This window comes from Streptomyces sp. NPDC002994 (assembly GCF_040611155.1).
In the GTDB taxonomy this organism is placed as follows: Bacteria; Actinomycetota; Actinomycetes; order Streptomycetales; family Streptomycetaceae; genus Streptomyces.
The window spans coordinates 1-25,068 of the sequence record NZ_JBEXNQ010000025.1 but is presented as its reverse complement, the minus strand read 5'-3'; the positions used below and the strand labels follow the sequence as shown (position 1 = coordinate 25,068).

Annotated in this window: 23 protein-coding genes; 10 read left to right on the top strand and 13 right to left on the bottom strand. The window is 71.5% G+C overall.

Going from position 1 to position 25,068, the window contains the following annotated elements; translation table 11 throughout:
• Window positions 1-14 precede the first annotated feature (14 nt).
• From ABZX79_RS28455 to ABZX79_RS28445, 3 genes are all read right to left on the bottom strand, one after another.
• Window positions 15-1,019, bottom strand: a complete 1,005-nt coding sequence (locus ABZX79_RS28455; RefSeq protein ID WP_355263687.1) for a ketoacyl-ACP synthase III — start codon at window positions 1,017-1,019, stop codon at window positions 15-17.
• Window positions 1,020-1,033: 14 nt separating this feature from the next.
• Window positions 1,034-1,954, bottom strand: a complete 921-nt coding sequence (locus ABZX79_RS28450) for an ACP S-malonyltransferase (RefSeq protein WP_355263684.1) — start codon at window positions 1,952-1,954, stop codon at window positions 1,034-1,036.
• A gap of 89 nt (window positions 1,955-2,043) precedes the next feature.
• Window positions 2,044-3,249: a helix-turn-helix domain-containing protein gene (locus ABZX79_RS28445; protein WP_355263681.1), complete on the bottom strand. Its 1,206-nt coding sequence runs from the start codon at window positions 3,247-3,249 to the stop codon at window positions 2,044-2,046.
• 117 nt (window positions 3,250-3,366) lie between these two features.
• Here ABZX79_RS28445 and ABZX79_RS28440 point away from each other — a divergent pair, with 117 nt between their 5' ends.
• The gene (locus ABZX79_RS28440) at window positions 3,367-4,026 is read left to right on the top strand and encodes a pirin family protein (protein WP_355263678.1); all 660 of its coding nucleotides are present in this window, start codon (window positions 3,367-3,369) and stop codon (window positions 4,024-4,026) included.
• A gap of 4 nt (window positions 4,027-4,030) precedes the next feature.
• Here ABZX79_RS28440 and ABZX79_RS28435 read toward each other — a convergent pair whose 3' ends face one another.
• Window positions 4,031-5,227 (bottom strand): Ig-like domain-containing protein, encoded by a 1,197-nt coding sequence (locus tag ABZX79_RS28435; protein ID WP_355263675.1) that lies wholly within the window; start codon window positions 5,225-5,227, stop codon window positions 4,031-4,033.
• A gap of 197 nt (window positions 5,228-5,424) precedes the next feature.
• Here ABZX79_RS28435 and ABZX79_RS28430 point away from each other — a divergent pair, with 197 nt between their 5' ends.
• The 5 genes from ABZX79_RS28430 (at window position 5,425) to ABZX79_RS28410 (ending at window position 10,972) form a co-directional block, all read left to right on the top strand.
• Window positions 5,425-6,630 carry a peptidoglycan bridge formation glycyltransferase FemA/FemB family protein gene (locus tag ABZX79_RS28430; RefSeq protein ID WP_355263672.1) on the top strand — a complete coding sequence of 402 codons (1,206 nt, stop codon included), beginning with the start codon at window positions 5,425-5,427 and terminating at the stop codon, window positions 6,628-6,630.
• A complete protein-coding gene (gene murJ / locus ABZX79_RS28425; RefSeq protein WP_355263669.1) occupies window positions 6,627-8,258 on the top strand; it encodes a murein biosynthesis integral membrane protein MurJ in 1,632 nt (543 codons plus the stop codon). The genes ABZX79_RS28430 and murJ overlap by 4 nt, the downstream gene beginning before the upstream one ends.
• Before the next feature lie 61 nt (window positions 8,259-8,319).
• Window positions 8,320-9,006 carry a response regulator transcription factor gene (locus ABZX79_RS28420; protein WP_214976323.1) on the top strand — a complete coding sequence of 229 codons (687 nt, stop codon included), beginning with the start codon at window positions 8,320-8,322 and terminating at the stop codon, window positions 9,004-9,006.
• Window positions 9,000-10,463: a HAMP domain-containing sensor histidine kinase gene (locus ABZX79_RS28415; RefSeq protein ID WP_355263664.1), complete on the top strand. Its 1,464-nt coding sequence runs from the start codon at window positions 9,000-9,002 to the stop codon at window positions 10,461-10,463. Before ABZX79_RS28420 ends, ABZX79_RS28415 begins: the two co-directional genes overlap by 7 nt.
• A complete protein-coding gene (locus ABZX79_RS28410) occupies window positions 10,460-10,972 on the top strand; it encodes a hypothetical protein (RefSeq protein WP_355263661.1) in 513 nt (170 codons plus the stop codon). The genes ABZX79_RS28415 and ABZX79_RS28410 overlap by 4 nt, the downstream gene beginning before the upstream one ends.
• Here ABZX79_RS28410 and ABZX79_RS28405 read toward each other — a convergent pair.
• Window positions 10,969-11,814, bottom strand: coding sequence for a serine hydrolase domain-containing protein (locus tag ABZX79_RS28405; protein WP_355263658.1), 846 nt, complete (start codon window positions 11,812-11,814; stop codon window positions 10,969-10,971). The genes ABZX79_RS28410 and ABZX79_RS28405 overlap by 4 nt on opposite strands.
• 19 nt (window positions 11,815-11,833) lie before the next feature.
• A complete protein-coding gene (locus tag ABZX79_RS28400; RefSeq protein WP_355263655.1) occupies window positions 11,834-12,304 on the bottom strand; it encodes a GNAT family N-acetyltransferase in 471 nt (156 codons plus the stop codon).
• An 86-nt stretch (window positions 12,305-12,390) separates the two neighbouring features.
• On the opposite strand from ABZX79_RS28400, the gene ABZX79_RS28395 reads away from it, so the two are divergent.
• Both ABZX79_RS28395 and ABZX79_RS28390 read left to right on the top strand, forming a co-directional pair.
• Entirely contained in the window at window positions 12,391-12,858 is a 468-nt protein-coding gene (locus ABZX79_RS28395; protein ID WP_355263652.1) for a MerR family transcriptional regulator, read from the top strand.
• Window positions 12,859-12,871: 13 nt separating this feature from the next.
• Window positions 12,872-13,894, top strand: coding sequence for an aldo/keto reductase (locus tag ABZX79_RS28390; RefSeq protein WP_355263649.1), 1,023 nt, complete (start codon window positions 12,872-12,874; stop codon window positions 13,892-13,894).
• Between the two features lie 542 nt (window positions 13,895-14,436).
• Here ABZX79_RS28390 and ABZX79_RS28385 read toward each other — a convergent pair.
• From ABZX79_RS28385 to ABZX79_RS28355, 7 genes are all read right to left on the bottom strand, one after another.
• On the bottom strand, window positions 14,437-15,645 hold the full coding sequence (locus tag ABZX79_RS28385; protein WP_355263646.1) for an acyltransferase: 1,209 nt from the start codon (window positions 15,643-15,645) through the stop codon (window positions 14,437-14,439).
• Complete coding sequence (locus ABZX79_RS28380; RefSeq protein ID WP_355263643.1) at window positions 15,645-16,664, bottom strand: alpha/beta hydrolase; 1,020 nt, start codon at window positions 16,662-16,664, stop codon at window positions 15,645-15,647. Before ABZX79_RS28380 ends, ABZX79_RS28385 begins: the two co-directional genes overlap by 1 nt.
• 306 nt (window positions 16,665-16,970) lie before the next feature.
• On the bottom strand, window positions 16,971-17,645 hold the full coding sequence (locus tag ABZX79_RS28375) for a response regulator transcription factor (RefSeq protein WP_214979938.1): 675 nt from the start codon (window positions 17,643-17,645) through the stop codon (window positions 16,971-16,973).
• On the bottom strand, window positions 17,642-18,982 hold the full coding sequence (locus ABZX79_RS28370; RefSeq protein WP_355263639.1) for a sensor histidine kinase: 1,341 nt from the start codon (window positions 18,980-18,982) through the stop codon (window positions 17,642-17,644). Before ABZX79_RS28370 ends, ABZX79_RS28375 begins: the two co-directional genes overlap by 4 nt.
• Before the next feature lie 652 nt (window positions 18,983-19,634).
• Window positions 19,635-20,567: a DUF4429 domain-containing protein gene (locus tag ABZX79_RS28365; RefSeq protein ID WP_355263636.1), complete on the bottom strand. Its 933-nt coding sequence runs from the start codon at window positions 20,565-20,567 to the stop codon at window positions 19,635-19,637.
• A gap of 142 nt (window positions 20,568-20,709) precedes the next feature.
• Entirely contained in the window at window positions 20,710-21,921 is a 1,212-nt protein-coding gene (locus ABZX79_RS28360; RefSeq protein WP_355263633.1) for an alpha/beta hydrolase, read from the bottom strand.
• A 60-nt stretch (window positions 21,922-21,981) separates the two neighbouring features.
• The gene (locus ABZX79_RS28355; RefSeq protein WP_355263630.1) at window positions 21,982-22,689 is read right to left on the bottom strand and encodes a TetR family transcriptional regulator; all 708 of its coding nucleotides are present in this window, start codon (window positions 22,687-22,689) and stop codon (window positions 21,982-21,984) included.
• Between the two features lie 118 nt (window positions 22,690-22,807).
• On the opposite strand from ABZX79_RS28355, the gene ABZX79_RS28350 reads away from it, so the two are divergent.
• Together ABZX79_RS28350 and ABZX79_RS28345 are read left to right on the top strand one after the other, a co-directional pair.
• Window positions 22,808-24,409, top strand: a complete 1,602-nt coding sequence (locus tag ABZX79_RS28350) for an MFS transporter (protein ID WP_355263627.1) — start codon at window positions 22,808-22,810, stop codon at window positions 24,407-24,409.
• A gap of 153 nt (window positions 24,410-24,562) precedes the next feature.
• A complete protein-coding gene (locus ABZX79_RS28345; protein WP_355263910.1) occupies window positions 24,563-24,925 on the top strand; it encodes a peptidase inhibitor family I36 protein in 363 nt (120 codons plus the stop codon).
• Window positions 24,926-25,068: the final 143 nt, after the last annotated feature.

The window sequence follows — 25,068 nt, the reverse complement described above, 5'->3', positions numbered from 1 at the left end:
TGGTCCGGACGTGCCTAGGGGAGGGTAACGACCGTCGCGGCGTAGACGAGACCCGCCCCGAAGCCGATGACCAGCGCGGTGTCACCGCTCTTCGCCTGCCCGGTCGCCAGGAGCCGCTCCATCGCGAGCGGAATCGAGGCGGCCGAGGTGTTACCGGTGGTTTCGATGTCACGGGCGACCGTGACATGTTCCGGCAGCTTCAGAGTCTTCACCATCGAGTCGATGATCCGCATGTTCGCCTGATGCGGAATGAAGACATCCAGATCGTCCGCGCTGATCCCGGCCGCGTCCAGCGCCTGCTGGGCGACCTTCGCCATCTCGAAGACGGCCCAGCGGAAGACCGCCTGGCCCTCCTGCGTGATGGCCGGGAACTTCGCGACCTCACCGGCGTTGCGGTAGTCCGACCACGGAACGGTCTGCTTGATGGTCTCGGACTTGTCGCCCTCGGAACCCCACACGGTCGGGCCGATGGCCGGTTCCTCTGCGGGGCCGACGACGACCGCGCCCGCACCGTCGCCGAACAGGAAGGCCGTCGCGCGGTCCTCCAGGTCGGTCAGGTCCGAGAGCCGCTCGACGCCGATGACGAGGACGTACGTCGAACTGCCTTCGACGACCATGCCCTTGGCGAGGGTCAGGGCGTATCCGAAACCGGCGCAGCCGGCCGAGATGTCGAAGGCGGCGGGCTTGTTGGCGCCGATCTTGTCCGCGATCTCGGTCGCGACGGCGGGGGTCTGCTTGAAGTGCGAGACGGTGGAGACGATGACGCCGTCGACCTGGTCGGCGGTGATCCCCGCGTCGGCCAGCGCCTTGCCGGCGGCCTCGACCGACATCGCGGCCACGGTCTCCTCGTCGGACGCCCAGTGGCGGGTCACGATGCCGGAGCGGGAGCGGATCCACTCGTCGGACGAGTCGATCGTCTCGAGGATCACCTCGTTGGGCACGACACGGGTCGGACGGTAGCCGCCGACACCCATGATGCGTGCGTACGGGGCGCCCTTGCTGGGCTTGATCTTCGACATGCTCTCTCGGGCTCCTATCGCGCCGCGTGCTCAGCGATGAGCGCGCGGGCCGCGTCGAGGTCGTCGGGGGTCTTGAGCGCGAGGGTCTTCACACCGGGCAGTGCGCGCTTGGCGATGCCGGTCAGCGTGCCGCCGGGGCAGACCTCGATGAGAGCGGTGACGCCCAGCTCCTTGAAGGTCTCCATGCACAGGTCCCAGCGGACCGGGTTGGAGACCTGGCTGACCAGGCGCGAGACGACCTCGGGGCCGGTGGAGACGGTCCGGCCGTCGGCGTTCGAGACGTAGGTGATGGCCGGATCGGAGACGACCAGATCCTGCGCCGCCTTGCCGAGCTCGGTGACCGCCGGAGACATGTGGTGCGTGTGGAACGCGCCGGCGACCTTGAGGGGAACGACGCGGCGTACGCCCTCGGGCTTGTCCTCGGCGAGCGCGGCGAGCTGCTCCGCCGTGCCGGCGGCCACGATCTGGCCCGCGCCGTTGACGTTCGCCGGGGTCAGGCCCAGCTTCTCCAGATGCGGGACGACGACGTCGATGTCACCGCCGAGGAGCGCCGACATGCCGGTCTCGGTGACGGCGGCGGCCTTGGCCATGCCGAGTCCACGAGTCCGTACGAAACCGAGCGCGGCCTCTTCGGTGAGCACACCGGCGTACGCGGCGGCCGTGATCTCACCGACGCTGTGACCGGCGACCGCGGAGACGTCCGTACGGGCGTCCAGGGCGGCGGCGGACAGCAGACCGGCCGCCACCAGCAGGGGTTGGGCGACCGCCGTGTCGCGGATCGTTTCCGCGTCGGCCTGCGTGCCGTAGTGGACAAGGTCGAGCCCGATGGCGTCGGACCAGCCGGCGAGCCGGTCGGCGGCGCCGGGGAGGTCGAGCCAGGGAGTCAGGAAGCCGGGCGTCTGGGCGCCTTGGCCGGGAGCGACGAGTACGAGCACCCTCACACTCTCTCTTGTGGACGGTGCTGCGGACCCGTGGGGACAGGGACCAAGAACCGTCGGGCTATTTGTTGGTGTTCGACAAAAGTCTAGGACTGCGGCTCCGCGTCGGCCAGACGCCCCAGGATGAGCGCGATCCGCAGTGTGAAGGCGGATCGAACATCGGAGGGTGACCAGCCGGTGACGTCCGTCACACGTCGGAGCCGGTATCGCACGGTGTTGGGGTGCACGAAGAGCATCCGCGCCGCGCCTTCGAGGCTGCTCGCCTGCTCCAGATACACACTCAGTGTCTCCAGGAGTGCCGAGCCCGCTTCTTCCAGCGGTCTGTAGATCTCCTCCACCAGCTGGTCCCGCGCGGCAGGATCCGAGGCGATCGCACGCTCCGGCAGCAGATCGTCCGCGAGGACCGGGCGCGGGGCGTCCTGCCAGGCCTGGCACGCCTTGAGCCCGGCGGCTGCGGCCTGCGCGGACCGGGTGGCGGCGAGGAGATCGGGGACGATGGGTCCGGCGACGACGGGCCCGGCGGCGTACGGGCCGATGAGCGCCTTCGCGACCTGCAGCGGGTTGTCGCTGCCGCCCGCGATGACGACCAGCCGGTTGCCGAGCACCCCGGTCAGGACCTGGAGCTTGGCGTGCCGGGCGGCCCGCCGGATCGCCTCGACGGTCAGCTCGGAGTCCCCGTCGGGTGCGGTGCCGAGGATGACGCACACATGCTCGGGGGAGTTCCAGCCGAGTGCGGCGGCGCGCGACACGGCCCCTTCGTCCGCCTCACCCGAGAGCACCGCGTTGACGACGAGCGATTCGAGCCGGGCGTCCCAGGCACCGCGGGCCTCGGCGGCCTGGGCGTACACCTGCGCGGTCGCGAAGGCGATCTCGCGGGCGTACACGAGCAGGGCCTCGCGCAGGATCGACTCGTCGCCGGGCGCCGCGACCTCCTCGATCGCGGTCTCCATGACCTCGATCGTCGTACGCACCATCTCGACGGTCTGGCGCAGGGTGATCGCCCTGGTCAGCTCGCGGGGCGCGGTGCCGAAGACGTCGGTGGAGATGGCCTGCGGGGTCTCGGGATGCCGGAACCACTCGGTGAACGCCGCGATGCCGGCCTGGGCGACCAGGCCGATCCACGACCGGTTCTCCGGTGGCATGGCCCGGTACCACGGCAGCGTCTCGTCCATGCGGGCGATCGCGTTCGCGGCGAGGCGGCCGGAGGACTTCTCCAGCCGGCGCAGGGTCGCGGAGTGCGGGTGGGCTGCTTTCGCGGCGGGCGGCTGCTGGTCAGGATCGGGTTGGGGCACGGGACAAGACTGCCTTATCGGAACGGGTGCGCGGGGGCCCGGGGGGCGCCCGGCTGTCTTTCAGCCCGTCCGACGTTTGAGGACCGGGGCCTCGCCCCGGGGGCTACCGTGGGGCGCGTGATTTTTGTACGGCGCTCCGCGGACCGCTTTCGCGGGGGCGACGCCTCCGCCGGTATCGAGTCCCTGCACGCCTTTTCCTTCGGGCACTTCTACGATCCCGACCACCTCCGCTTCGGCGCCGTGATCGCCTGCAACGAGGAGCGCCTGGCCCCCGGCGCCGGTTTCGACGAGCACCCGCACAGCCACACCGAGATCGTGACGTGGGTCGTCGAGGGCGAGCTCACTCACCACGACTCCGCCGGCCACACCACGGTCGTACGCCAGGGAGACGTGCAGCGGCTCAGCTCCGGCGCCGGCGTCCGGCACGTGGAGCGCAACGACGGCGACGTACCGCTGGTCTTCGTGCAGATGTGGCTGGCGCCTCGGGACCCCGGAGGGGAGCCGTCGTACGAGGTCGTGCGCGGTATCGCCGACGCCACCCCGTACGCCCTGCCGGCCGCCGGCGCGCTGCTGCACGTCCGGCGTCCCGCGGCCGGCGAGCGGACGGCGGTCCCGGACGCACCGCTGGTGTACGTCCATGTGGTGCGGGGCGGCTTCGGCCTCGGCGAGCACGCGCTGGGGCCCGGCGACGCTGCCCGGATCACCGGGGCGGACGGCCTTGAACTGGTGGCGGCCGCCGCCCCCGCCGAGGTGCTGCTGTGGGAGATGAGCGGCTGACGCCTCAGCCGGCCGACGCGCTCCTGGCCCGCCACTCCTGCCAGGACAGATTCCACGCGCCGTAGCCATTGCCCGCGGCGACGGTCCCCTTGGTGTCCGCGCCCTTGATCTCGAACGGGTCGCCCACGCGTACCTGCCCGTAGAAGTACGCCGCGTCCAAGTCGCTCATGCCGATGCAGCCCGAGCTCTTGTTGGACCGGCCGAAGTGGGCGGAGTTCCAGGGGGCGGCGTGTGCGTACATCCCGGACCAGGTGAGCCGCATCGAGTGGTCGACCATCTTGTCGTAGGCGTCGCGCAGTCCCACGGTCTCCGAGTTCATGTTGATGGTGCCCTCCTTCGCCATCAGCACGGCGGTGCCCCGCCAGGACCGCTTGTCGCCGCCGGGGGTGCCGCCGGAGACCGGTATGTCCCGTATCTTCTTCCCGTCCCGCTCCAGGGTGAGGCGCTTGCGGTCGAGGTCGACGCGTACGACCTGGCGGGCGCCGACGGTGAACCCGGTGAGGTAGTCGCGGACGAACCAGCCGCCCGCCCGTCCCGAGTCGGTGCCGTTGAACTGTGCGTCGAGGGTGACCTTCGTACCCGGCTTCCAGTACTCCTTGGGGCGCCAGTCGGCCCTGTCCTTGCCGGAGTAGTCCCGGACCCAGCCCCAGGAACCCTCGGTGTCGTTCGAGGTGCTGACCTTGAGCTGCTTCTCGACCTCGGCCTTGTTGGCGACCGGGTTGTCGAACACGACCGACAGCGGCTGGCCGACGCCGACGGTGGTGTTCTTCCCGGGCGCCAGGGACAGCTTGTTGACCTTGCCCGCGGCGGCGGTGGTGAACGACGTCCTGCTCGTGGCCTTCCCGCCGCTCCCGGTACGGGTCTTCGCCTCCACCTTGTACGTCATGCCGGGCACCGCCTTGCGGTGCGAAGTCCAGGACGCCTTGCCGGCAGCCGCCGCGCCGGTGAGCCGGTTGCCCTCGGAGTCGACGACCGTCACGGAGGTCAGCGTGCCGGCCTTCGCGGTGACCACGACCGGCTTCCCAGCGGCCACGCCCCTGCCATCCGGGGTCACGGTGACGGTCGCCGGGCGGTCCGGCGCGCCACCGGGCTTCCCGTCGGACGGGGGCGTGACGCTTCCCGTACCGGCCGAACAGGCGCAGAGCGCGGCGCTCAGTACGCCGGCCACGGCAGCGGAACGCGACGCACGTACATGACTCACGGAAGCCTCCAGAAAGGGGTGGGATGCCCGGACTCTAGGCCGCGAAAAGCGCCCGAAATCGGCTCGGCGCCCATGTGACAGCGGCTGCGGAGAAACCGTCGTCGTCCGGTCACATTTGTCGCGCGACACGGTCATGGACGGCTGTGAATCTCCTGCCTGCCCCCCGGACGAGGGGGCGGAAAACGGAGGCTCACGCTGTGTCAGCAGCTCTGCTCGTGACGGCGGCCGCCCGTAGCCGGGAGACGCGGCTTGGGCCCATCACCGCCGAGACGTACCGCGCGTTCGTCGCGTCCCGCGCGGCCGGGCCGTCGGGCCCCAGCTTTCTCCAGTGCCCCTCCTGGGCCGGTGTGAAGGAAGGGTGGCAGTCCCGGCTTGTCGGCTGGGGACCCGGAGAGGAGGGCGCGGGCCCGCCCGGCGCGCAGGGGCTGACCGGGGTGGCCCTGGTGCTGCTCCGTCAGTTCCCCGGCACCCGGAAGTACTTCGCGTACCTGCCCGAGGGGCCGTACGCCGACTGGGCCGACCCGGACATCGACGGCTGGCTCACTCCGCTGCTGCGCCATCTGCGGGAGACCGGTGTCTTCGCCGTACGCATCGGGCCAGGACCCGCCTTCCGCCGCTGGAACGCCGCCCGGCTCAAGCAGCTCACCGGCCGCGGCCGGCAGGTCAACGACGTCCTCGCCTGCGAGGTCGACCCGCTGGGCACCGCGGTGTCCGAGCGGCTGCGGGCGCGCGGCTGGCGGCGCTGCGGGGGCGACGGCCCGGCCGGCGACGGTGACGCGCAGCCCCGCCTCGTCTTCCAGGTCCCGCTCGCCGGGCGCACCACCGACGACCTGTGGAACGGGCTCAATCAGGAGTGGCGCCGCAATGTGCGCCGGGCCGAGAAGTCCGGCGTCGAGGTGTCGGTCGCTGACGCCGCCGATCTCCCCGATTTCTACCGGCTGCTGCGGATCACCGAGGAGCGCGACGGGTTCCGGCTCGGCCGCTCACTGGCGTACTACGAGCGGCAGTACGAGGTCCTCAACGCCGAGGAACCGGGCCGGATGAAGCTCTACCTCGCCCGCCACGACGGCGAGACGCTCGCCGCCCACACCATGATCACGGTGGGCCGCCGGGTCTGGTACCAGACCGGAGCCTCCGCCGACCACCGGCGCGAGGTCCGCCCCTCCAACGCCCTGCAGTGGCGCATGCTGCGGGACGCCCACGCACTCGGCGCGGACGTCTACGACATGCGCGGGGTACCCTCCACCCTCGATCCCGACGACCGCGGACACGGTCTGCTGCGCTGGAAACTCGGCACGGGCGGACAGGTCGTCGAAACGCTGGGGGAGTGGGAAACACCGATGGCAGGCACGACCAACCACGCGCTGTACCGCGCCTTCCAGGCGTATCTGGCCCGCCGATGAGCACCACGTCGCTCGCCGCGCCGAAACCGCCGTCCGTACTGCGCAGCGGCGCGCTGATGGCGGCCGGGTCCGTCGTCTCGCGCGCCACCGGTTTCGCACGGTCGGCCGTCGTCGCGGCGGCGCTCGGCATCGGCCTGACCGCCGACGGGTACGCGGTCGGCAACTCCGTGCCGACCATCGTCTACATGCTGCTGCTCGGCGGCGCCCTCAACGCCGTCTTCGTCCCCGAGCTGGTCAAGGCCGCCAAGGAGCACGAGGACGGCGGAGCCGCGTACACGGACCGGCTGCTCACCGTCTGCGTCGTGGCGCTGCTGGCGATCACCGGGGGCGCGGTCCTCGCGGCGCCGGCGATCGTCGGCGCGTACACCGATTACACCGGCGAGCAGGCCACCATGACGGTCGCCTTCGCCCGCTACTGCCTGCCGCAGATCTTCTTCCTCGGCCTGTTCACCCTGCTCGGCCAGGTCCTCAACGCGCGCGGCCGGTTCGGCGCGATGATGTGGACGCCCGTTCTCAACAACGTCGTCGTCATAGCGGTGTTCGGGCTCTACCTCGGGCTCGCGGCCACGTCCGAGGGAACCCTGTCACCGGCCCACACGGCCCTGCTCGGCTGGGGCACCACGGCCGGCATAGCCGCCCAGGCGCTCGCGCTTCTCCCCGTCCTGCGCGCGGCCCGATTCCGCTGGCGCCCCAGGTTCGACTGGCGGGGCAGCGGGCTGACCCGGCCGATGCGGGCGGCCGGCTGGCTGGTCCTGCTGGTCCTCACCAACCAGGCCGCGTACTGGGTCGTGACCCGGCTGGCCACGTCGGCCGGGCAGCGGGCGGCGGCCCTGGGCATCGACGGCGGCGTCGGCTTCAGCGCGTACAACAACGCCTACCTCCTGTGGGCCGTGCCGCACGGCATCGTGACGGTGTCGCTGGTCACCGCGCTGATGCCGCGCATGAGCGGGTCGGCGGCCGACGGAGACGAGTCCGCCGTACGCCGCGACGTTTCGTACGCACTGCGCACCAGCGCCGCCGCCGTCGTGCCGGCGGCCTGCGCGCTGCTCGCCTTGGCGCAGCCGCTGATGGCGCTCGTCTTCCAGTACGGCAGAACCGGCGCCGACGACATCGTGGCGATGTCGGGCATCCTGATGGCGTTCGCACCGGGCCTGATCGCCTTCTCCGGCCAGTACGTGCTCTCCCGCGCCTTCTACGCCCTGCGCGACACCCGCACCCCGTTCCTCCTCAACCTCCTGATCGCCGGACTCAACGCGGGCCTGTCCACGGCCGCGTATCTCCTGCTGCCCGCCCGCTGGGCGGTGACGGGCATGGCCGGCGCGTACTCGCTCGCCCTGTGCGCGGGCTGGGCGCTCACTGCGTACACCCTGCACAGGAGGCTGCCCCCGGACCGTAGGACGGGACGCTCCCCGTCCCTCGCCGCCCACGCCCGGCTCCTCGCCGCCGCCGTGCCCGCCGCGACGCTCGGCCACCTCGCCGCCGGATGGGCGGCGGGTGCGGGGGCCCTGGCGGCGACGGCGACGGGCGCGGCCGCGATCCTCGCGGTGTTCGCCGTACTGGCAAGGCCCTTGCGCCTGACGGAAGTCGACGCCCTGCTGACGGGCGCGGTACGGCGGGTGCGGCCATGAGGACGGTGACCGCGAGTGCAGCGACAAACACCCGGCCCTCACCCCTTGGGATACTCCACAGATGCCACGCGTGCTCCTGATAGAAGACGACCCGTCCGTACGGGAAGGGGTCGAGCTGGGGCTGCGCCGCCGAGGCCACGACGTGCGCACCGCCGCCACGGGGGAGGCCGGGCTCGCCGCCCTCGCCGAGTTCCGCCCCGACCTGCTGCTCCTGGACCTGATGCTGCCCGGCATGAACGGCGTCCAGGTCTGCCGCCGCGTGCGCGAGAGCAGCCAGCTGCCGATCATCATGCTCACGGCCCGCGGCGACGACTTCGACGTTGTCATCGGCCTGGAGGCGGGTGCCGACGACTACATCGTCAAGCCGGCCCGTACGGAGGTGATCGAGGCCCGCATCCGCGCCGTGCTGCGCCGCATCGAGGCACCGGGCGGCGGCAGGCCCGCCGTCGAGTTCCACGGCGAACTCGCCGTCGACCGGGCCGGGCTCACCGTCGCCAAGTCCGGCGAGCGCGTCGCCCTGGCCCCCTCGGAACTGAAGCTGCTGCTGCACCTGTGCGCGGCCCCGGAACAGGTCTTCAGCAGGCAGCAGTTGCTGGAACACGTCTGGGAGCACAGCTACCACGGCGACGCCCGGCTCGTCGACGCGTGCGTACGGCGGCTGCGCAACAAGATCGAGGACGTCCCGGGCAGCCCCCGCTACATCCAGACCCTGCGCGGTTTCGGCTACCGTTTCGGGCCGCTGTGCTGATCTCCGGACTCCGTACGCGGCTCGTTCTCGCGTTCCTGCTCGTCGCGGCGGTCGGCTGCGGCACCACCGCAGCCCTCACCTACCGGGAGGCGCGCAACGCCCTGCTCAAACAGGCGCAGGACTCGGCTGTCTCGTCCTTCCGCGAGCAGATCCAGGAGTTCCACCTCAATCTGCCGCCCAACACGGAACAGATGCAGGGGATGGTCCGCACGCTCGCCCGGCAGGGCAAGGGCCGCGACTGGTGGGTGTACGCGGAGTACGGATCGATGCGGCTCTCCTCCGGCACCAGACCCACCTCCACCGTCATCACACCGGAGCTGCGCCGCGAGGCCCGGGGCACGCCGCACGGCAGCTTCCAGCGGGTCGTCAAGGACGGCGAGCCCTACCTGACCATCGCCGTGCCCGTCGTCTTCCGGACCAGCCCGCCCGGAACGGGAGGCCGGACCCTGCGCCCCACGGGTCTCATCTTCTCCGCCGTCATGCCGCTGACCGACGAACAGACCAACATCGACGCCATGGTCGTCGCCGCACGGGACGGCGCCCTGCCGGCGCTCGCGATCGCCCTGGTGCCCGCCCTCCTGGCGGCCCGCGGTGTGCTGCGCCCGGTCCGCGACCTGCGGCAGGCGGCCCGCAGCCTCGGCCGGGGCCGGCTGGACACCCGTATCCCGGTCAAGGGCGGCGGGGAACTCTCCGAGCTCGCCCGTACGTTCAACGAGTCCACCGCCGCGCTCGAACGCTCCGTGGACGAACTCCAGCGCGCCGAGGCCCGCGCCCGCCGCTTCGCCTCCGACGTCTCCCACGAGCTGCGCACCCCGCTCGCAGGGATGCTCGCCGTCACCGAACTGCTCGACGAGGACGCGGCCGGCCTCGACCCGGACACGGCCGCGGCCGTCCGCCTGATCAGCAGCGAGACGGACAAGCTGGCCGTACTGGTCGAGGACCTGATGGAGATCTCCCGCTTCGACGCCCGCGCGGCCGAGCTGAACACCGACGAGGTCGACGCCGCCGAGACCATCCGCAGGACCCTGCAGAGCCGCCACTGGACGGACACCGCCGAGATCGCCCTCGATCTGCCCGACGGCATCCGCGCCCGGCTCGACCCCCGGCGCTTCGACGTCGTGATCGCCAACCTCGTCGGAAACGCCCTGCGGCACGGACGGCCGCCCGTCACGGTCGGGCTGCGCACCGAGACGCGCGGCGGGACCACGCAGTGGCTCGTCACCGAGGTGGCCGACCGGGGGCCCGGCATCCCCCTGGACGTGCTGCCGCACGTCTTCGACCGCTTCTACAAGGCCGATCAGGCCCGTACGCGCTCGGCGGGCAGCGGCCTGGGACTCGCCATCACCCTGGAGAACGTACGGCTGCACGGCGGTACGGTACGTGCCGCGAACGGCCCCGACGGCGGCGCCGTCTTCGTCGTGGAGATACCCCTCACCACCAGCGAGGTGACCGCGTGAAGTACGCGCGCTCCCTCGTTCTGGCGTCGGCGTCGCTGCTGCTCGCCGGGTGCGGTATCCGGGCCAGCGAAGTGGTCGAGGCGGGCGGCCCGGCCGTCGCGGACGTGGCCCAGGAGGGTGGGATGCTGCTCTTCTTCGTCGGACCGGACGGCTCGTCGATCCCTGTGGCCAGGTTCGTCGACGGGGTCACCCCCACGGCGACCGCCAAGAAGCTCGCCGCGCTGCTGGACGGCCCCACGCCCGAGGAGCACGCGGCCGGCATCACCACCCGGTTGCCCACCGGCAGCACGCCGGTCCAGGTGGAACCGGCGACGGACGAGGAGGGAAGCAGCCGGGCCGGCGCCCCGGAAAAGGTGCACGTCACGGTCGCGTTCCCGGTGCGCTCACTCGACGCGGCGGCCGTCCGGCAACTGGTCTGCACGACGGCCCATGCCGAGGACCCGGAGGGCCTGGTGAAGGTGACCCTCACCGGAAGCGACGGTTCCCTGCCGGTCACCGCTTGCGACTAGCGGGCGCCCGGGCCGAATGCCGCGAGCACCGCGTCCGTGAACGGCGGCCACACCTCGACGGCCCACGGCCCGAACGCCCGGTCCGTCAGCGCGACGCACGCGAGGCCCGCGTCGGGGTCCACCCACAGGAACGTACCGGACTGCCCGAAGTGTCCGAACGTACGCGGAGACGACGAACTACCCGTCCAGTGCGGGGACTTGGAGTCGCGGATCTCCAATCCGAGCCCCCAGTCGTTCGGGTTCTGGTGGCCGTATCCGGGCAGTACGCCCTTCAGCCCCGGATGCACGACGGCGGTGGCCTCGGCGACCGTGCGCGGGTCCAGCAGGCGCGGAGCCTGGAGCTCGGCGGCGAAACGCGCCAGGTCGTCGACGGTGGAGACGCCGTCCTTGGCGGGCGAGCCGTCCAGCGACGTAGCCGTCATGCCCAGCGGTTCGAGCACCGCCTGGCGCAGATAGTCGGCGAAGGGAATGTCCGTCGCCTTCGCGATGTGGTCGCCGAGGACCTCGAAGCCGGCGTTCGAGTAGAGCCTGCGCTCGCCGGGCGGCGCCATCACGCGGTGCTCGTCGAAGGCGAGACCGCTGGTGTGGGCGAGGAGGTGGCGGACCGTGGACCCGGCGGGGCCGACCGGTTCGTCGAGCTCGACGGCCCCCTCCTCGTACGCGACGAGCGCGGCGTACGCGGCGAGCGGCTTGGTCACCGACGCGAGCGGGAAGCGGTGCCCGGTCGGTCCGTGCGCGTCCGCGACGGTGCCGTCCGCCCGTACGACGGCGGCCGCCGCAGTGGGTACCGGCCAGTTCTCGATCAGCGACGCGGTGACTTGACTGCCCTGCCTGCTCTGCATGCGTACGAGCGTAAAGGCTTCACAGGGTCAGCCGCATGGAGGGGTCGGGCTTGCGTACGAACCCGAGCGAGGCGTAGAGCGGCTCCGCCTCGGCGGACGCGTTGAGGTCGACGCTCCCCACGCCGCGCTCGCGGAACCAGTCGAGCAGTGCGTCCATGCACGCGCGGGCGTGGCCGCGGCGGCGCTGGTCCGGGTCGGTGGCGACGCTGAAGACGTACCCGATGGCGCCGTGCGGATTGCCGGAGCGCCCGATGCGGTACTCGACCGTGCCGACGGCGAGTGCGGCGAGCGCGCCGGGCCGGTCGGGGTGGTCGACGACGAAGGCGGCGAAGTTGCCGTCCTGGTCGGCGAGCTTCTTTCGTACGGTCGGAAGGGACTCGGCGTGCCAGTCGGTCGAGGTATCGACAGCGAAGACGGAGTCGATCATCACTTGGCGCAGGCGGAGAACTTCCGCGGCATCGGCGGCGTGGGCGCGGCGTACAGATCTCATGAAGCCGGAGGCTAGCCAGCCCGCCCGGAAACTTCTTCCTGATTACGGTTGCTTGGAGTGCACTCCAAGGTCCTAGCGTGGAGGCCATGACCGTGACGGAAACCCCACCCGCACGCACCGATTCCTGCGCCGCCCGACCCCGACCCCGACCCCGGCCGCACCCGCGCCCGGAAGGCCGGGACCACTACACGATCAGCGAGGTCGCGGCGCACACCGGGCTCACGGCGTACACCCTGCGCTGGTACGAGCGGATCGGGCTGATGCCGCATGTCGACCGCTCGCACACCGGCCAGCGGCGCTTTCGCAACAGCGACCTGGACTGGCTGGCCTTCGTCGGCAAGCTGCGGCTGACCGGGATGCCGGTCGCGGACATGGTGAGGTACGCCGAACTGCTGCGGGAGGGCGAGCACACCTTCGAGGAGCGGCAGGAGCTGCTGGAGTCGACGCGCCGGGACGTGCGCGCACGCATCGCCGAACTCCAGGACACGCTCGCCGTGCTGGACCACAAGATCGACTTTTACGCGGACGCCCGGCGGGCGTCGGAGAGGGTCTGAAACCCATATGAGCATGAGCGACGAAATGAACAAGATCGAAGAAGTGCGGCTCGGGACCGACGGTCCGGAGGTCGGGGTACAGGGCCTCGGCTGCATGGGCATGAGCTTCGCGTACGGACCCACGGACGCCGACGAGGCGCGGGCGACGCTGGAGCGGGCGCTGGAACTGGGCATCACCCTGTACGACACGGCGGACGCGTATGCCGCCGGCGAGAACGAGAAGTTCCTGGCGCCGTTCTTCCAGGCACACCGGGACGAGGTCGTCATCGCGACGAAGTTCGCGCTGGCCGTGGACCCGCGCGACCCGACGAAGCGGATCATCAACAATGACCCCGCGTACATGCGCCAGTGCGTCGAGGGCAGCCTCCAGCGCCTGGGCGTCGACGAGATCGACCTCTACTACATGCACCGGCGTGATGTGAACGTCCCCATCGAGGAGACGGTCGGCGCGATGGCCGAGCTTGTGCGCGAGGGCAAGGTCAAGCACCTCGGGCTGAGCGAGGTGACCGGCGGCGAACTGCGGGCCGCGCAGGCTGTGCACCCGATCGCGGCCGTGCAGTCGGAGTGGTCACTGTTCAGCCGCGACATCGAGGCGGGCGTGGTACCGGCGGCCCGCGAACTCGGTGTCGCCCTGGTCCCGTACTCCCCGTTGGGCCGAGGTTTCCTCACCGGCTCCTTCGCGAGCGCCGAAAAGGACCTGACCGAGGACGACTTCCGCCGCAACCAGCCCCGCTTCAACGGCGACAACGCGGCTGTGAACGCGTCGCTGCTCGACCCGGTACGCAAACTCGCCGAGGGCCGGAACGCGACGCTCGGGCAGGTCGCGCTCGCGTGGGTGCAGCAGCAGGCGCAGGTGCACGGCCTGACCGTCGTACCCATCCCCGGAACCCGCAAGCGCACCCGCGTCGAGGAGAACGCGGCGGCGACCCGGCTCCTGCTCACCGACACCGAGATGGACCTGCTGGAACCGATCGCGAGCCAGGTCGCGGGCGGCCGGTACGCGGACATGACGTTTACTTCGGCGGGGCGCGAGTAGGGGGTACGGGGGATTCGCCGGCTGCACCGCGCTTCGGGGCGCTGCCCCGGGCCCCCGGTCCTCAAGCGCCGGACGGGCTGAGAAGCTGCCCGGGTGCCAGCGCCGTTGCGCGGGGCGAGGCTGCCCCCAGAGGGCAAGAGCCCCGTACGCGGCGGGGTTGGTGTGTGAGGCGGGTTCGCGGGCTGCGCCGGGCCCCGGTTCTCAGGCGCCGGACGGGTTCGTGGGTTGCCCGAGGTTGAGAGGGGGCCGTGGTGGCATGGCTGTTCCACGGGGTGACGCTGTCTCACGGGAGAAGTCGCCGTCCCCCGGGCGGGTTGGCGCGCGGCAGGGCCGGGCCGGGGGTTCGAGGACTGTGCCGCGCTTCGGGGCGCTGCCCTGCCCGGGTCCGGACCCTCAATCGTCCGACGGGGTTAAAGGGGTTCCCGGCCGCGGAAATTCAGCCCGTCCGGGGTCTGGGGCTTGCCCCCCACGCGGCGGAGCCGCAAATGTCGCAGCGGGAAGGGCGGGGTGGGGAAAAGGCTCCGCGCAGCGGGTCGGCCGGGTCACGCCAGGTCCAGAGCGAACGCCGTGAACCCCGCCGCGAGCACCCCCGCCACCGCCCGACGCGCCCTCGTCGTCGTCCCCCACGGCGTCTCGAACCCCCGCGCATAACGCCCGATCAGAATCAACAGCCCCGCGAACACCGGCAGCCACGCCACCCGCACCAGCACCCACCCCAGCGAATCCGGCGCCGCCGTCAGCCCCGGGACCGTACCCAGCAACGAACCGGGGACGGCCGCCGCGAGCATCGCCGTCTGGTGCCAGCACAGGATCGTCATCGCCGACAGGTTGATCACGACGACCGGCGCCCACAGCGCCGGCCGCCTCCGCAGCAGCCTCCCGATCCGCTCCCGAAGCATGATCGCCGCCCCGCTCTGGGCCGCGGCAAGAGCAAGGACCAGCAGCGAAGGCGGGTGGGAGTTGGTGCGGGCCTCTCCCGGCACGCCGACCATCGACGCGGGGTAGTGGAAGACCACCAGCAGCGCCGCGAACAGAACGGCGCCGCCGATCAGCAGCAGCGCCCCACCGCGTCCCCCAATACGCTTCTCGCCCCAGGAGACGCCGAGTTGGTACGCGAAGAGCCAGCCCGGCAGCAGGTTCAGCACGCTCAGCCAGGACGGCATGGCCTCGGCGTACGGCCCGTACCGCAGAAGGTCGACCACAGCCACCGAGCCGATGAGAGGCGCGGCGGCCCACGCGCCCATCTTCCGGCCGGCACGGACGCAGTACGGGGTCAGGGCCGTCACCGCCACGTACACCCCCACGAACCACAGCGGCTGGATCACCAGCGTCGACCCGGTCCGCAGCGTCGTCCCCGGCACCCCCACGGCGTACAGCACGGGAAGCATCACCGCCCACACAGCGGTCACGCCCAGCACGGGCCGGCCGAGCCGCGCGATCCGGCCGCGCAGCCACGCCCCGGCCGGGCCCTGGTGGCGGCGGTACGAGAGAACCGACGCGTAGCCGCCGACCAGGAAGAAGATGCCCAGCATCTGGAGCACCCAGGTCACCGGCGCGAAGAAGCCGAACGAGGCGAGCGGACTGGCATTGTGCAGGGCGCCGCCGCCGTCCAGCGTGAAACCCCCAAGCATCCAGTGGCCGGTGGGGACGGCGAGGAGGGCGAGCGCGCGCAGACCGTCGATGGCACGGTCGCGGTGGGCGGGGGTCTGCGCGTCGATCTTCGCTGCCAGAGCCCTCGTCACAGCCCTCATCACAGCTCTCCCACCGTGATCGAGGCAAAGGTACGGAGCGACTCCGTGCCCGGCGCGAAGTAACCGGTGTGGCCGTCCGCGTCACCCGCCGGCACGCGGCGCGCCCCGAAGGCGGGGTCCGTGGGGTCGGCGCCGTGGCCGAGCCCGGCGAACTCCACATTCGGGATGTTGTCGATCCAGTCGGCCGGGTTCTTGGCGGCCCACACGCGGGCGTCGGTGCGCAGGTCCGCGACGCTGTCCGCCCGCATCCCGGGGGAGCCGAGCGCGACGACGTCGGCGGCGTCCAGGCGCGGGGCGGCCAGGCCGCAGACCACGGAGCCGTAGCTGTGGCAGAAGAGGGCCGGATCCGGGGCGCCGGTGGCGTCGAGCCCGTCCGTCAGCCGGGCGAGGCGGTCTGCCCCCGCCTCGGCGAGTTCGCCGGTGGCGGCGTCCAGGCCCACGCCGACGGGGGTGGTGTAACCGGCCCAGGCGATCACGGCGGTGCGGTGGCCCTTCGTCGCGTCGCGCAGGGACTTGGCCATGCCGGCCGGAGTGCCGTAGGCGTCGTTCGTACGGTCGTAGGTGCCGGCGTCAATGTCCGAGCCGGGCACGACGACCGCCACGTGCTCCGCCTCCTCCAAATCTCCGTACACCTCGGCGACTTGACCGCGCCCGCGCGGGTCCAGGGCGAGGATCTGGCGGCCGGGCTCCGCGAGGCGGCCGAAGCCGTTGGCTTTGGCGGTAAGGGAGTTGGCGGCGTACCGCAGCTTGACGGGGGCGCCGTCGAGGTTGCCGACAACGGTGGGGTGGCGGCGGACGAGGTCCTGCTGCCGGTCTTCGGTGAGCGCTGCGAAGAAGTGGGCGACCTGGGCGGGGGTGGTCGCGGCGGGGTCGGGCAGCCCCTCGCGCTGCCAGGCGGCGGTGCCGGGGGGTGGGCCGGTGACGGGCTCCTGCGCGTTGCCGGAGGCCCAGCCGGCGGTGCCCGAAACAACGGTTGTCGCGAGAGCGACCGCGACCAGGGTCCTCTTGTAGCGGCGCATGAATCCCTCTTCTTTTTCCTCTTCCGGCGGCTGACGGAGAGGAAGGTAGGAAGACGACGCCGACGGGGGCGTCACACCGGGGAGCCAAGTCGGGGGTGCTACCGGGGTATGGGGGGGTGTGCCGGGGGCGTGCCGCTCCGGGGGCAGTGTTCGGGACTGCATGATTTAGGCGCGCAGCGGCATTCCTTGTACGACGCCGGGGGCCGGCCCACACATCACGCTTTACGTCCCGAACACCACCCCCTGCGCGACCCGCCCCCTCCCGGCGGTGAGCGTTCTACGGGCGGCCGAGGGCGCAAAGCCCCTTCACGCGCCCGGGGAGACCAGCCCCGACTCGTACGCGAAGATCACCGCCTGCGCGCGGTCGCGCAGGTCGAGTTTGGCCAGGACGCGGCCGATGTGCGTCTTCACCGTCTGCTCGGCCAGGACCAGCTGAGCCGCGATCTCCTGGTTCGAAAGCCCACGGGCGATGAGCTCCAGAACCTCCGTCTCGCGCGGCGTAAGCCCGTTGAGCCGCAGCGACGGGTCTTTCCGGGGCGCCGGTCGTTGCCGAGCGAAGTCCGCGATCAGACGCCGCGTCACGGACGGCGCCAGCAGCGCCTCCCCGGCGGCCACGACTCGCACCGCCGAGATCAGGTCCGCCGGCGGTGCGTCCTTCAGCAGGAACCCGGACGCCCCGGCGCGCAGCGCCTCGTACACGTAGTCGTCCACGTCGAAGGTAGTGAGCATGAGGACCTTCGGCCGGTGGACGACCCCGACCGGCGGGTCCAGCAGTTCGCGGGCGGCCGCGAGCCCGTCCATCTCGGGCATCCGTACGTCCATGAGTACGACGTCGGGATGCGTGACCCGGCTGACCTCGATCCCCTGCCGCCCGTCCGGCGCCTCGCCCACCACGTCGATGTCGCTCTGCGCCGACAGTAGTGCGGCGAACCCCGCGCGCACCATGGCCTGGTCGTCGACGATGATCACGCGGATGGTCATGGGGAGGTGGGGTCCTTCGCGCCGAGGGGAAGCCGGGCGGCGACCCGGAAGCCGCCGTCGGACAGCGGGCCGGTGTCGAGCGTGCCGCCGGTCAACCGTACGCGTTCGCGCATACCGACGAGGCCGTGTCCGCCGGCCCCGCTCGCCTCGACGGTCGAACGCGGTCCGGCGGGAGGCCCGTTGACGACGAGGACGGTCAGGTGCGTGCCGTCGGAGGAGACCGAGACGCGCGTGGGGGCGCCCGGGGCGTGCCGTACGACGTTCGCGAGGGCTTCCTGCACGATGCGGTACGCCGAAAGGTCGACGGCCTGCGGCAGTTGTCCGTGTACGGCGAGGCCCGCGGTGAGGGACAGCTCGGCCGGCACACCCGCCCGTACCGTCGCTTCGACGAGTTGCTGGAGCCGGTCGAGGCCCGGCTGCGGGGCCCGCTCGCCGGTCGCGTCCTCGCTGCGCAGGACGGACAGGAGCCGCCGCATCTCGGTCAGCGACTCGCGCGCGCTCGCGGCGATGGAGGCGAACTCCTCCCGCGCCTCCGGGCAGAGGCCGCCGACGCGGTACGGCGCGGAGTCCGCCTGGACGGTGATCACGGACATGTGGTGGGCGACGACGTCGTGCAGTTCACGGGCGATACGGGTGCGTTCCTCGAGCAGCGTGCGCCGGGACCGTTCCGCCTCGCTGATGGTCTCCTGCTCGACGAGCCGCCGCTGCGCTTCGCCCCGCTCGCGCAGCGCGCCGCCGATGATCAGGACCACGGCGCTGAGCACGATCAGCAGGACATTCGTACCGTCGCTCTTCTGGGGAAAGAGCTGGCCGAGAACGAGGCCGGTCGCGCCGGTGACGATCCAGACGCCGATCAGTGTCTGACGCGTCTCGCGCAGTGCCAGCGCGAGCATCAAGAACAGATACGCGACGATGGCGGGCGGAGTCCAGGGCCAGATGTCGTCCCGGCCCAGCCCGTTGAGCAGAAACAGCCCTCCGACAGCATCCGCGGGCAGGATGATCCACCAAGCCTGGAGCGGCCGGTGGGCGATCATCAGCAACGGAACGGTCTGCGCGGCGGCAAGGGCCCCGGCGAGCCCGCCGGCCATGCCGTAGTCGGTGGTGAGGACGGTGATCGTGACGGGGAGGAACGTGGCGACGAGAATCAGCACAGCGGCGTACGGAAGCACCCTCTGCCACCGCTTCGGGGCGTCGGCGAACAGGGGCGTCGGCGCGTGCGAGGGGTGCGTGACGGCATGGCTGAGGCCACGCAGATTGCGCCGCCCGGCGCTGATGAGTCCGTCGGTGGGGGGCGGCTGCGGCGGGGCGGGAGCCGGGGGAGCGGAAGGTTCGGTCATGTCCGGGCCAGCGTAGGCAGCAGCTCGACGTACGGGCGTCATACCCGGGTCGGGACACCGACCTCATACCGGGGTATGACACGCCGTGCACCCTCCGGGTCGGAGCTGGTTGGCTTGCACTGCTGAAGCCGACCGAGCGAGCCCGCGCGGGGTTACGCCGATCCGAGCGGACGCGGCTTACGCGGACCCGAGCCCGCGCGGCCGATCCGAGCCCAGAGCGCTCACGCCCGGCCCTGCGGCGCTCACGCCCGGACCCGTGCCGCTCACATCGACCTGAGCTCGCGCCGCTCACGCCGTCCCGAACCCGCGCCGCTCACGCAGACCAGACCCGCGCCGCTCACGCCGATCCAAGCCTGCACCAGCTGAAGCCGGCCCGAGCCCCGCCGCACAAGCGACCCGTGCCCGCGCCGCTCGCGCCGATCCGAGTCCGGGCTGGTCTCGACCTCGCCCCGTGTCGGCGGACGTCCCGCCGCCCCCGGCCAAATCCAGCCCGTCCGGCGTTTGAGGACCGGGGTCCGGGGCAGCGCCCCGGTTTCGGGAAGGGGCGGGTGGGGGACAGCCCCGCAGGGCCGCCAAGCCCCAGCCGCACGGCCGCGCCGGCGCCGGCGGGAGCCAGTGCCAGCCAGCGCCGGCACCCGCGGCCCGCGCCGCCCTACAGCTCCGCCAGCAGTTCCGCCTTCTTCGCGGTGAATTCCTCATCCGTGACGAGACCCGCCTCCCGCAGATCCCCGAGGTGCCGTATCCGCTCCGCGATGTCCGCGGGGTCACGCCGCCCCGCCACGGGCACCGCCACCGGCACCGGCGCCGCCTCAGCCGCCACCGCGTCGCCGGGGGCCGCACTGCCACTGCGTACCGCCCCCAGCACCGCCGCCGCGAACGGCAGCGACTCGTGCACCGGCCCGTACCCGAGGCCGAAGACGACGGCCGCCGGATCCTGATCGGCCTGGGCCGGCTGCGGCGGCCCGGGGTACGGGGCGAGGCCGCCCCCAGCCCCGCCCTCGCGCCGCAGCAGCCGCAGATACCCGTCGAAAACGTCGGGGGAGCGCCACTCCACACCGTTCAGCTCCTGGACGGGAAAGCTCTGATCACCCGCCTTCCACTTCGCGGACGACGCCCCCGTCCAGAACCAGCGGAAGGAGACCCGCGCCCCGTCGAAGGACGCCTTGCCGTCGTACGCCTTGAACTGCAGCGGGGCCGAAGGCGCAGCCACCAGAAACTTCTCCGAGGGCACCTTCGCCTCGGGGAGAAGCAGCGTGCGCAGCTCATCGGCGTAGTACTCGGCGAGCACCTCGCGCTCGGCCGGCAGCACGAGCCGGTACGGATCGGAGCCGTCCCGCAGCTGCCCCGCCGCGGCCTCCATCAGCGGATCCGCACCCGGTCTCGGGATCGCGTGCAGAACGACTGTGCCGCGCTTCCCCGGCGTCAGGGTCACCGACGCCAGCGCCTCGTGCGGGATGCGTCGCTCGCCGATCGCCTGGAACAGCTTCGGCGTGCGGATCCCCCGTTCGAAGCGGATGAGCACGGAGTCGCTTTCGAACTCCCAGGTGGCATGAATTCCGGCCAGCACATCACCCATGCGGCTCATCGTATGCGGCGTGCTCCCGCGCGTCGCCCCTCGAAGCCCCCTCGAAGCCCTCTGGGAGCCTCCTAGGAGCCCATCGGTGCCGGGCGCGATGTTCCGGGCTATGTTCCGGCCGGGCGCCGACCGCCACGAGGTTCTACGCGCGTCAGTTCGCTTCCGCGCCGGAAATTCCACTCCGGCAGTCCCCACCGTCGCCCGCGCAGCTCACCGAGTCGTACGAGCCGACGCCTATCCCGGCGAAGTTGCTGAGGCTTTCTGTCCCCGGCTCGAAATAGCCCGCGTGCCCGATCGCGCCCTTCGCCGAGAACACCCGCGCACCGAACTCCGGCGTCACCGGGTCCGCGCCGTGGCCGAGCCCGCCGACCTCGAGGTTCGGCACGTCCTGGATCCAGTCGTCGCCGTCCCTGGTGGCCCACACCCGCGCCCCGGTGCCGAGTTCCTTCGCGCTCTCGACCCGCATGCCGGGACTGCCGGCGACCGCGATGTCGGCGACCCGGGCAGGCAGCGCGCGGGCCGCGACGCCGCACACCACCGAGCCGTAGCTGTGGCAGAAGAGCGACACCTTGGAGTCGCCGGGCAGGCCCCGGACGAGCGAGTCGAGGCGCTGCGAGCCGGCCCTGGCGAGCTTGCCGATCGCCGCGTCCATGCCGACGCCCGACGGCGAGGTGTAGTCGGCCCAGGCGATGACGGCGGTACGGGTACGGGGCGACGCCGCGCGCTCGGCGGCGTACAGCGACTTCGCCATGCCGACCGGCGCGCTGTACTGGCGGCGCGTCCGCTCGAAATTCACCACATCGGTGTCGACACCGGGGACGACGACCGAGACCCGCTCGGCGCGCCCGAGGTCGCCGAAGACCTCGGCGACCCGCCCGGAGCCGGTGGGGTCGAAGGCGAGGATCTGCCGCCCGTCGCCCATCAGCGACTCGAAGCGCCGCATTCTGCGGTCCGCCGTCGTGCGGCCGGAGGCCGTCAGCCGTTCGTCGTGCGTACGCTCCAGCTCCACCGCCCGCGCCTGGGCGAGGGCCAGGTGGTTCGCCCGGTAGCGCAGCGTGAGCGGGACGCCGTTGAGGTTGCCGACGACCAGCGGGTAGCGGTCGACGAGCCGGGTGCGCTGGGAGGCGGTGAGGCCGGCGAAGAAGCGGGCGAGCCGGTCGGGCGTGGATCCTGCCTCCGGCAGCTCACGGCCGTCGATGCCACCCGTCGCCCAGGCGGCCAAGGACGACGCACGGATGTCGGAGCCGCCCTCGTGATGGCGTATCGCGGTCCATCCCGTGGTGGCCAGCAGGACAAACACCACGGCGAGAGCGAGCAGCGCGCGCCATGCGTTGAGGGTGGGGGAGGTGTCGAAGGAAGTCACTGCTGGCCACCCTAGGAGAAGCGTGAGGCTCCCCGCGAAATCCGTGACGCACCTCACGTTTCAGACAAGGGTTTCTGAGCCTCCGTCACTCGGTGTACGCGCCGGAGCGCGCCAGTCCGCCGCGAGCGCCGGTTCGAGGTGGTCCAGGTAGAGCGCGGTCAGCGTCCTGATCGACTCCATGCTGGTGTCGTCGCCCTGCCCCCACAGCCGCCCCGTTACGCGCATCACACCGGTGAACGCGGCGACGGCGATGCGCGGCCGCGGGTCGGCGTCCAGATCGAGCCCTTCGCGGTCCGCGATGATCCGCGCGGTCCGCTCCTCCAGCTCGGTGGAGCGGCGCAGGTGGGCGGCGAGCAGGGCGGGCGTCGACTCGATCATCAGGTAGGTGCGCATGTGCAGTTCGACCGGTACGACGGCTTCGATCGCCTCGCCGATGGTGTCCCAGGCGCACAGCACCGCGCTGCGCATGGCGGCGAACGGGCGCTCCTCGGGCGGGCGTACGGCCAGCTCCGCCAGGAAGTGCGACTCCACCATGTCCTGTACGGCGAAGGCGACTTCCTCCTTGCTGGCGAAGTAGCGGAAGAAGGTGCGCTGGGAGACCTCGACGGCGTCGGCGATCTCGTCGACGGTCGTCTGCTCGTACCCCTGGGTGGTGAAGAGCTCGAGCGCGACCCGCACCAGAGCGTCGCGGGTGCGCTGCTTCTTGCGCTCGCGCAGCCCCGTCGTCGCCTCGGTTGTGGCCTCGGTCGCCGCACGGTGCCCGGTCATGTGAGAGGTAGCCTCTTTCGCCTTTTTGTCCAGCTCAGGATACCTGTGAGCTTCGTGACAGTTACGTGCTTGTGAATTCGTTTGTCAACTGTCAGCGGCTGACATTAGCCTCGTGGGTATGACTAGTCAGACCACCATCGACAAGGCGCCGCCGCCGCAGGATCCCGCGCCCGCCAAGGGGCTCCGTGGCCACCCCTGGCTGACGCTCTTCTCCGTGGCGATCGGCGTGATGATGGTCGCGCTCGACGGCACGATCGTCGCGATCGCCAACCCGGCCATCCAGAAGGACCTCGGCGCTTCGCTCGCCGACGTCCAGTGGATCACCAACGGCTACCTCCTCGCCCTCGCCGTCGCCCTGATCACCGCGGGCAAGCTCGGCGACCGCTTCGGCCACCGCCAGACCTTCCTGATAGGCATCGCCGGCTTCGCTCTCGCCTCCGGGGCCATCGGACTGTCCAGCGAGATCTCCCTGGTCATCGCCTTCCGGGTACTTCAGGGACTGTTCGGCGCGCTCCTCATGCCGGCCGCGCTCGGCCTGCTCCGCGCCACCTTCCCGGCCGAGAAGCTGAACATGGCCATCGGCATCTGGGGCATGGTCATCGGCGCGTCCACCGCCGGCGGCCCGATCGTCGGCGGTCTGCTCGTCGAGCACGTCAACTGGCAGTCGGTCTTCTTCATCAACGTGCCCGTCGGGATCGTCGCGCTGGTCTTCGGCCTCGTGATCCTCAAGGACCACCGCGCGGCGAACGCCCCGCGCTCCTTCGACATCCCCGGCATCGTGCTGCTCTCCGGCGCGATGTTCGCCATGGTCTGGGGCATCATCAAGGCTGGCGAGTGGGGCTGGGACAGCCCCAGCACCTGGGCCTGGCTGGGCGCTTCGGTCGTCCTCTTCGTGGTCTTCGCCGTCTGGGAGACGAAGGTCAAGGAACCGCTCATTCCGCTCGCCATGTTCCGGTCCATTCCGCTTTCCGCGGGTGTCGTCCTCATGGTCCTCATGGCGATCGCCTTCATGGGCGGCCTGTTCTTCGTGACGTTCTTCCTCCAGGGCGTGCACGGCATGAGCCCGGTCGACAGCGGCCTGCACCTGCTGCCGCTGACCGGCATGATGATCGTCTCCTCGCCCCTGGCGGGCGTGCTCATCACCAAGTTCGGCCCGCGGGTCCCGCTGGTCGGCGGCATGGTCGCCACCGCGACCGCCATGTTCGGCATGACGACGCTCACGGCCGACACCAGTACGTTCATGATGTCGCTGTGGTTCGGCCTCCTGGGCCTCGGCCTCGCGCCGGTCATGGTCGGCGCCACCGAGGTCATCGTCGGCAACGCCCCGATGGAGCTCTCCGGGGTCGCCGGCGGTCTCCAGCAGGCCGCCATGCAGGTCGGCGGCGCGCTCGGCACCGCGGTCCTAGGCGCGATCATGTCCTCGAAGGTCAGCGCCGACTTCGCGGGCAACTGGAAGGAAGCGGGCATTCCGATTCCGGCCGACCCCAAGTTGGAGGAGGCGGCCGAGTTCGCCTCCGTGCCGGCGAAGGAGCTGGCCAAGGCGGGCCTGGAACCGCCCCTGATCGACAAGATCGGTGGCGTCATCCATGACACGTTCGTGTCGGGCATGCACCTGGCCTTCACCGTCGCGGGCGTCGTCGCGGTCGTGGCGGCGCTGGTCGCCACCTTGACGAAGCGCGGCGAGAACGCGGACGCGGGTGCGGGCGGCGCCCACATCTGACGTCAACCCGGTACGTACGACAGCCCCGCCGGACGGTTCCGGCGGGGCTGTCGCCTATCCGGGTGGAACGCCTCCGGGCCTCTTCCGCAGCCACGTTCCCGCAGCTCAGGCTGAGGCCAAGTGATCCACTGCAAACGGGGGTTGATTCCGATGATGCGTACGACCGTCCTCGCGGCCGGAGCCCTGGCCGTCACCGCACTGCTGCCGCAGCCGGCTTACGCGGGGCCGCCGCGTCTTGGGGCCTGCGCGACCGGGGAGCTCTGTCTCTGGGCCAAACCGGACTTCAGGGGCGGCCGCCAGACCCACGAACTGTCCGGCACGGACATCGAGAGCTGCGTCGCGCTTCCGCCCGGCACCGAGGCCCAGGCTCTCGCCAACCGCACCGGGCGGCCGGTGACGACGTACCAGTCCGCGGAGTGCGCGGAGACGGGTGAGTTCGAGACGTATCCGGGCGGCGGGACGTGGGTGCCGCAATCGCCTTACCGGGTGCGGGCGTTCAAGATCTGGCAGAGCTGAGAGCCGGAGCGCCTGCGGCGGGCCTGTTCCCCACCCCGCCCCTTCCCGAACTGGGGGGGGGCCCCCCCCCCCCCCCCCCCAAAGGCCGGCGGGGGGGGTATGGGGGGGGGGGGGGATTATAAGCGGGTGGGGGGAAAAAAACC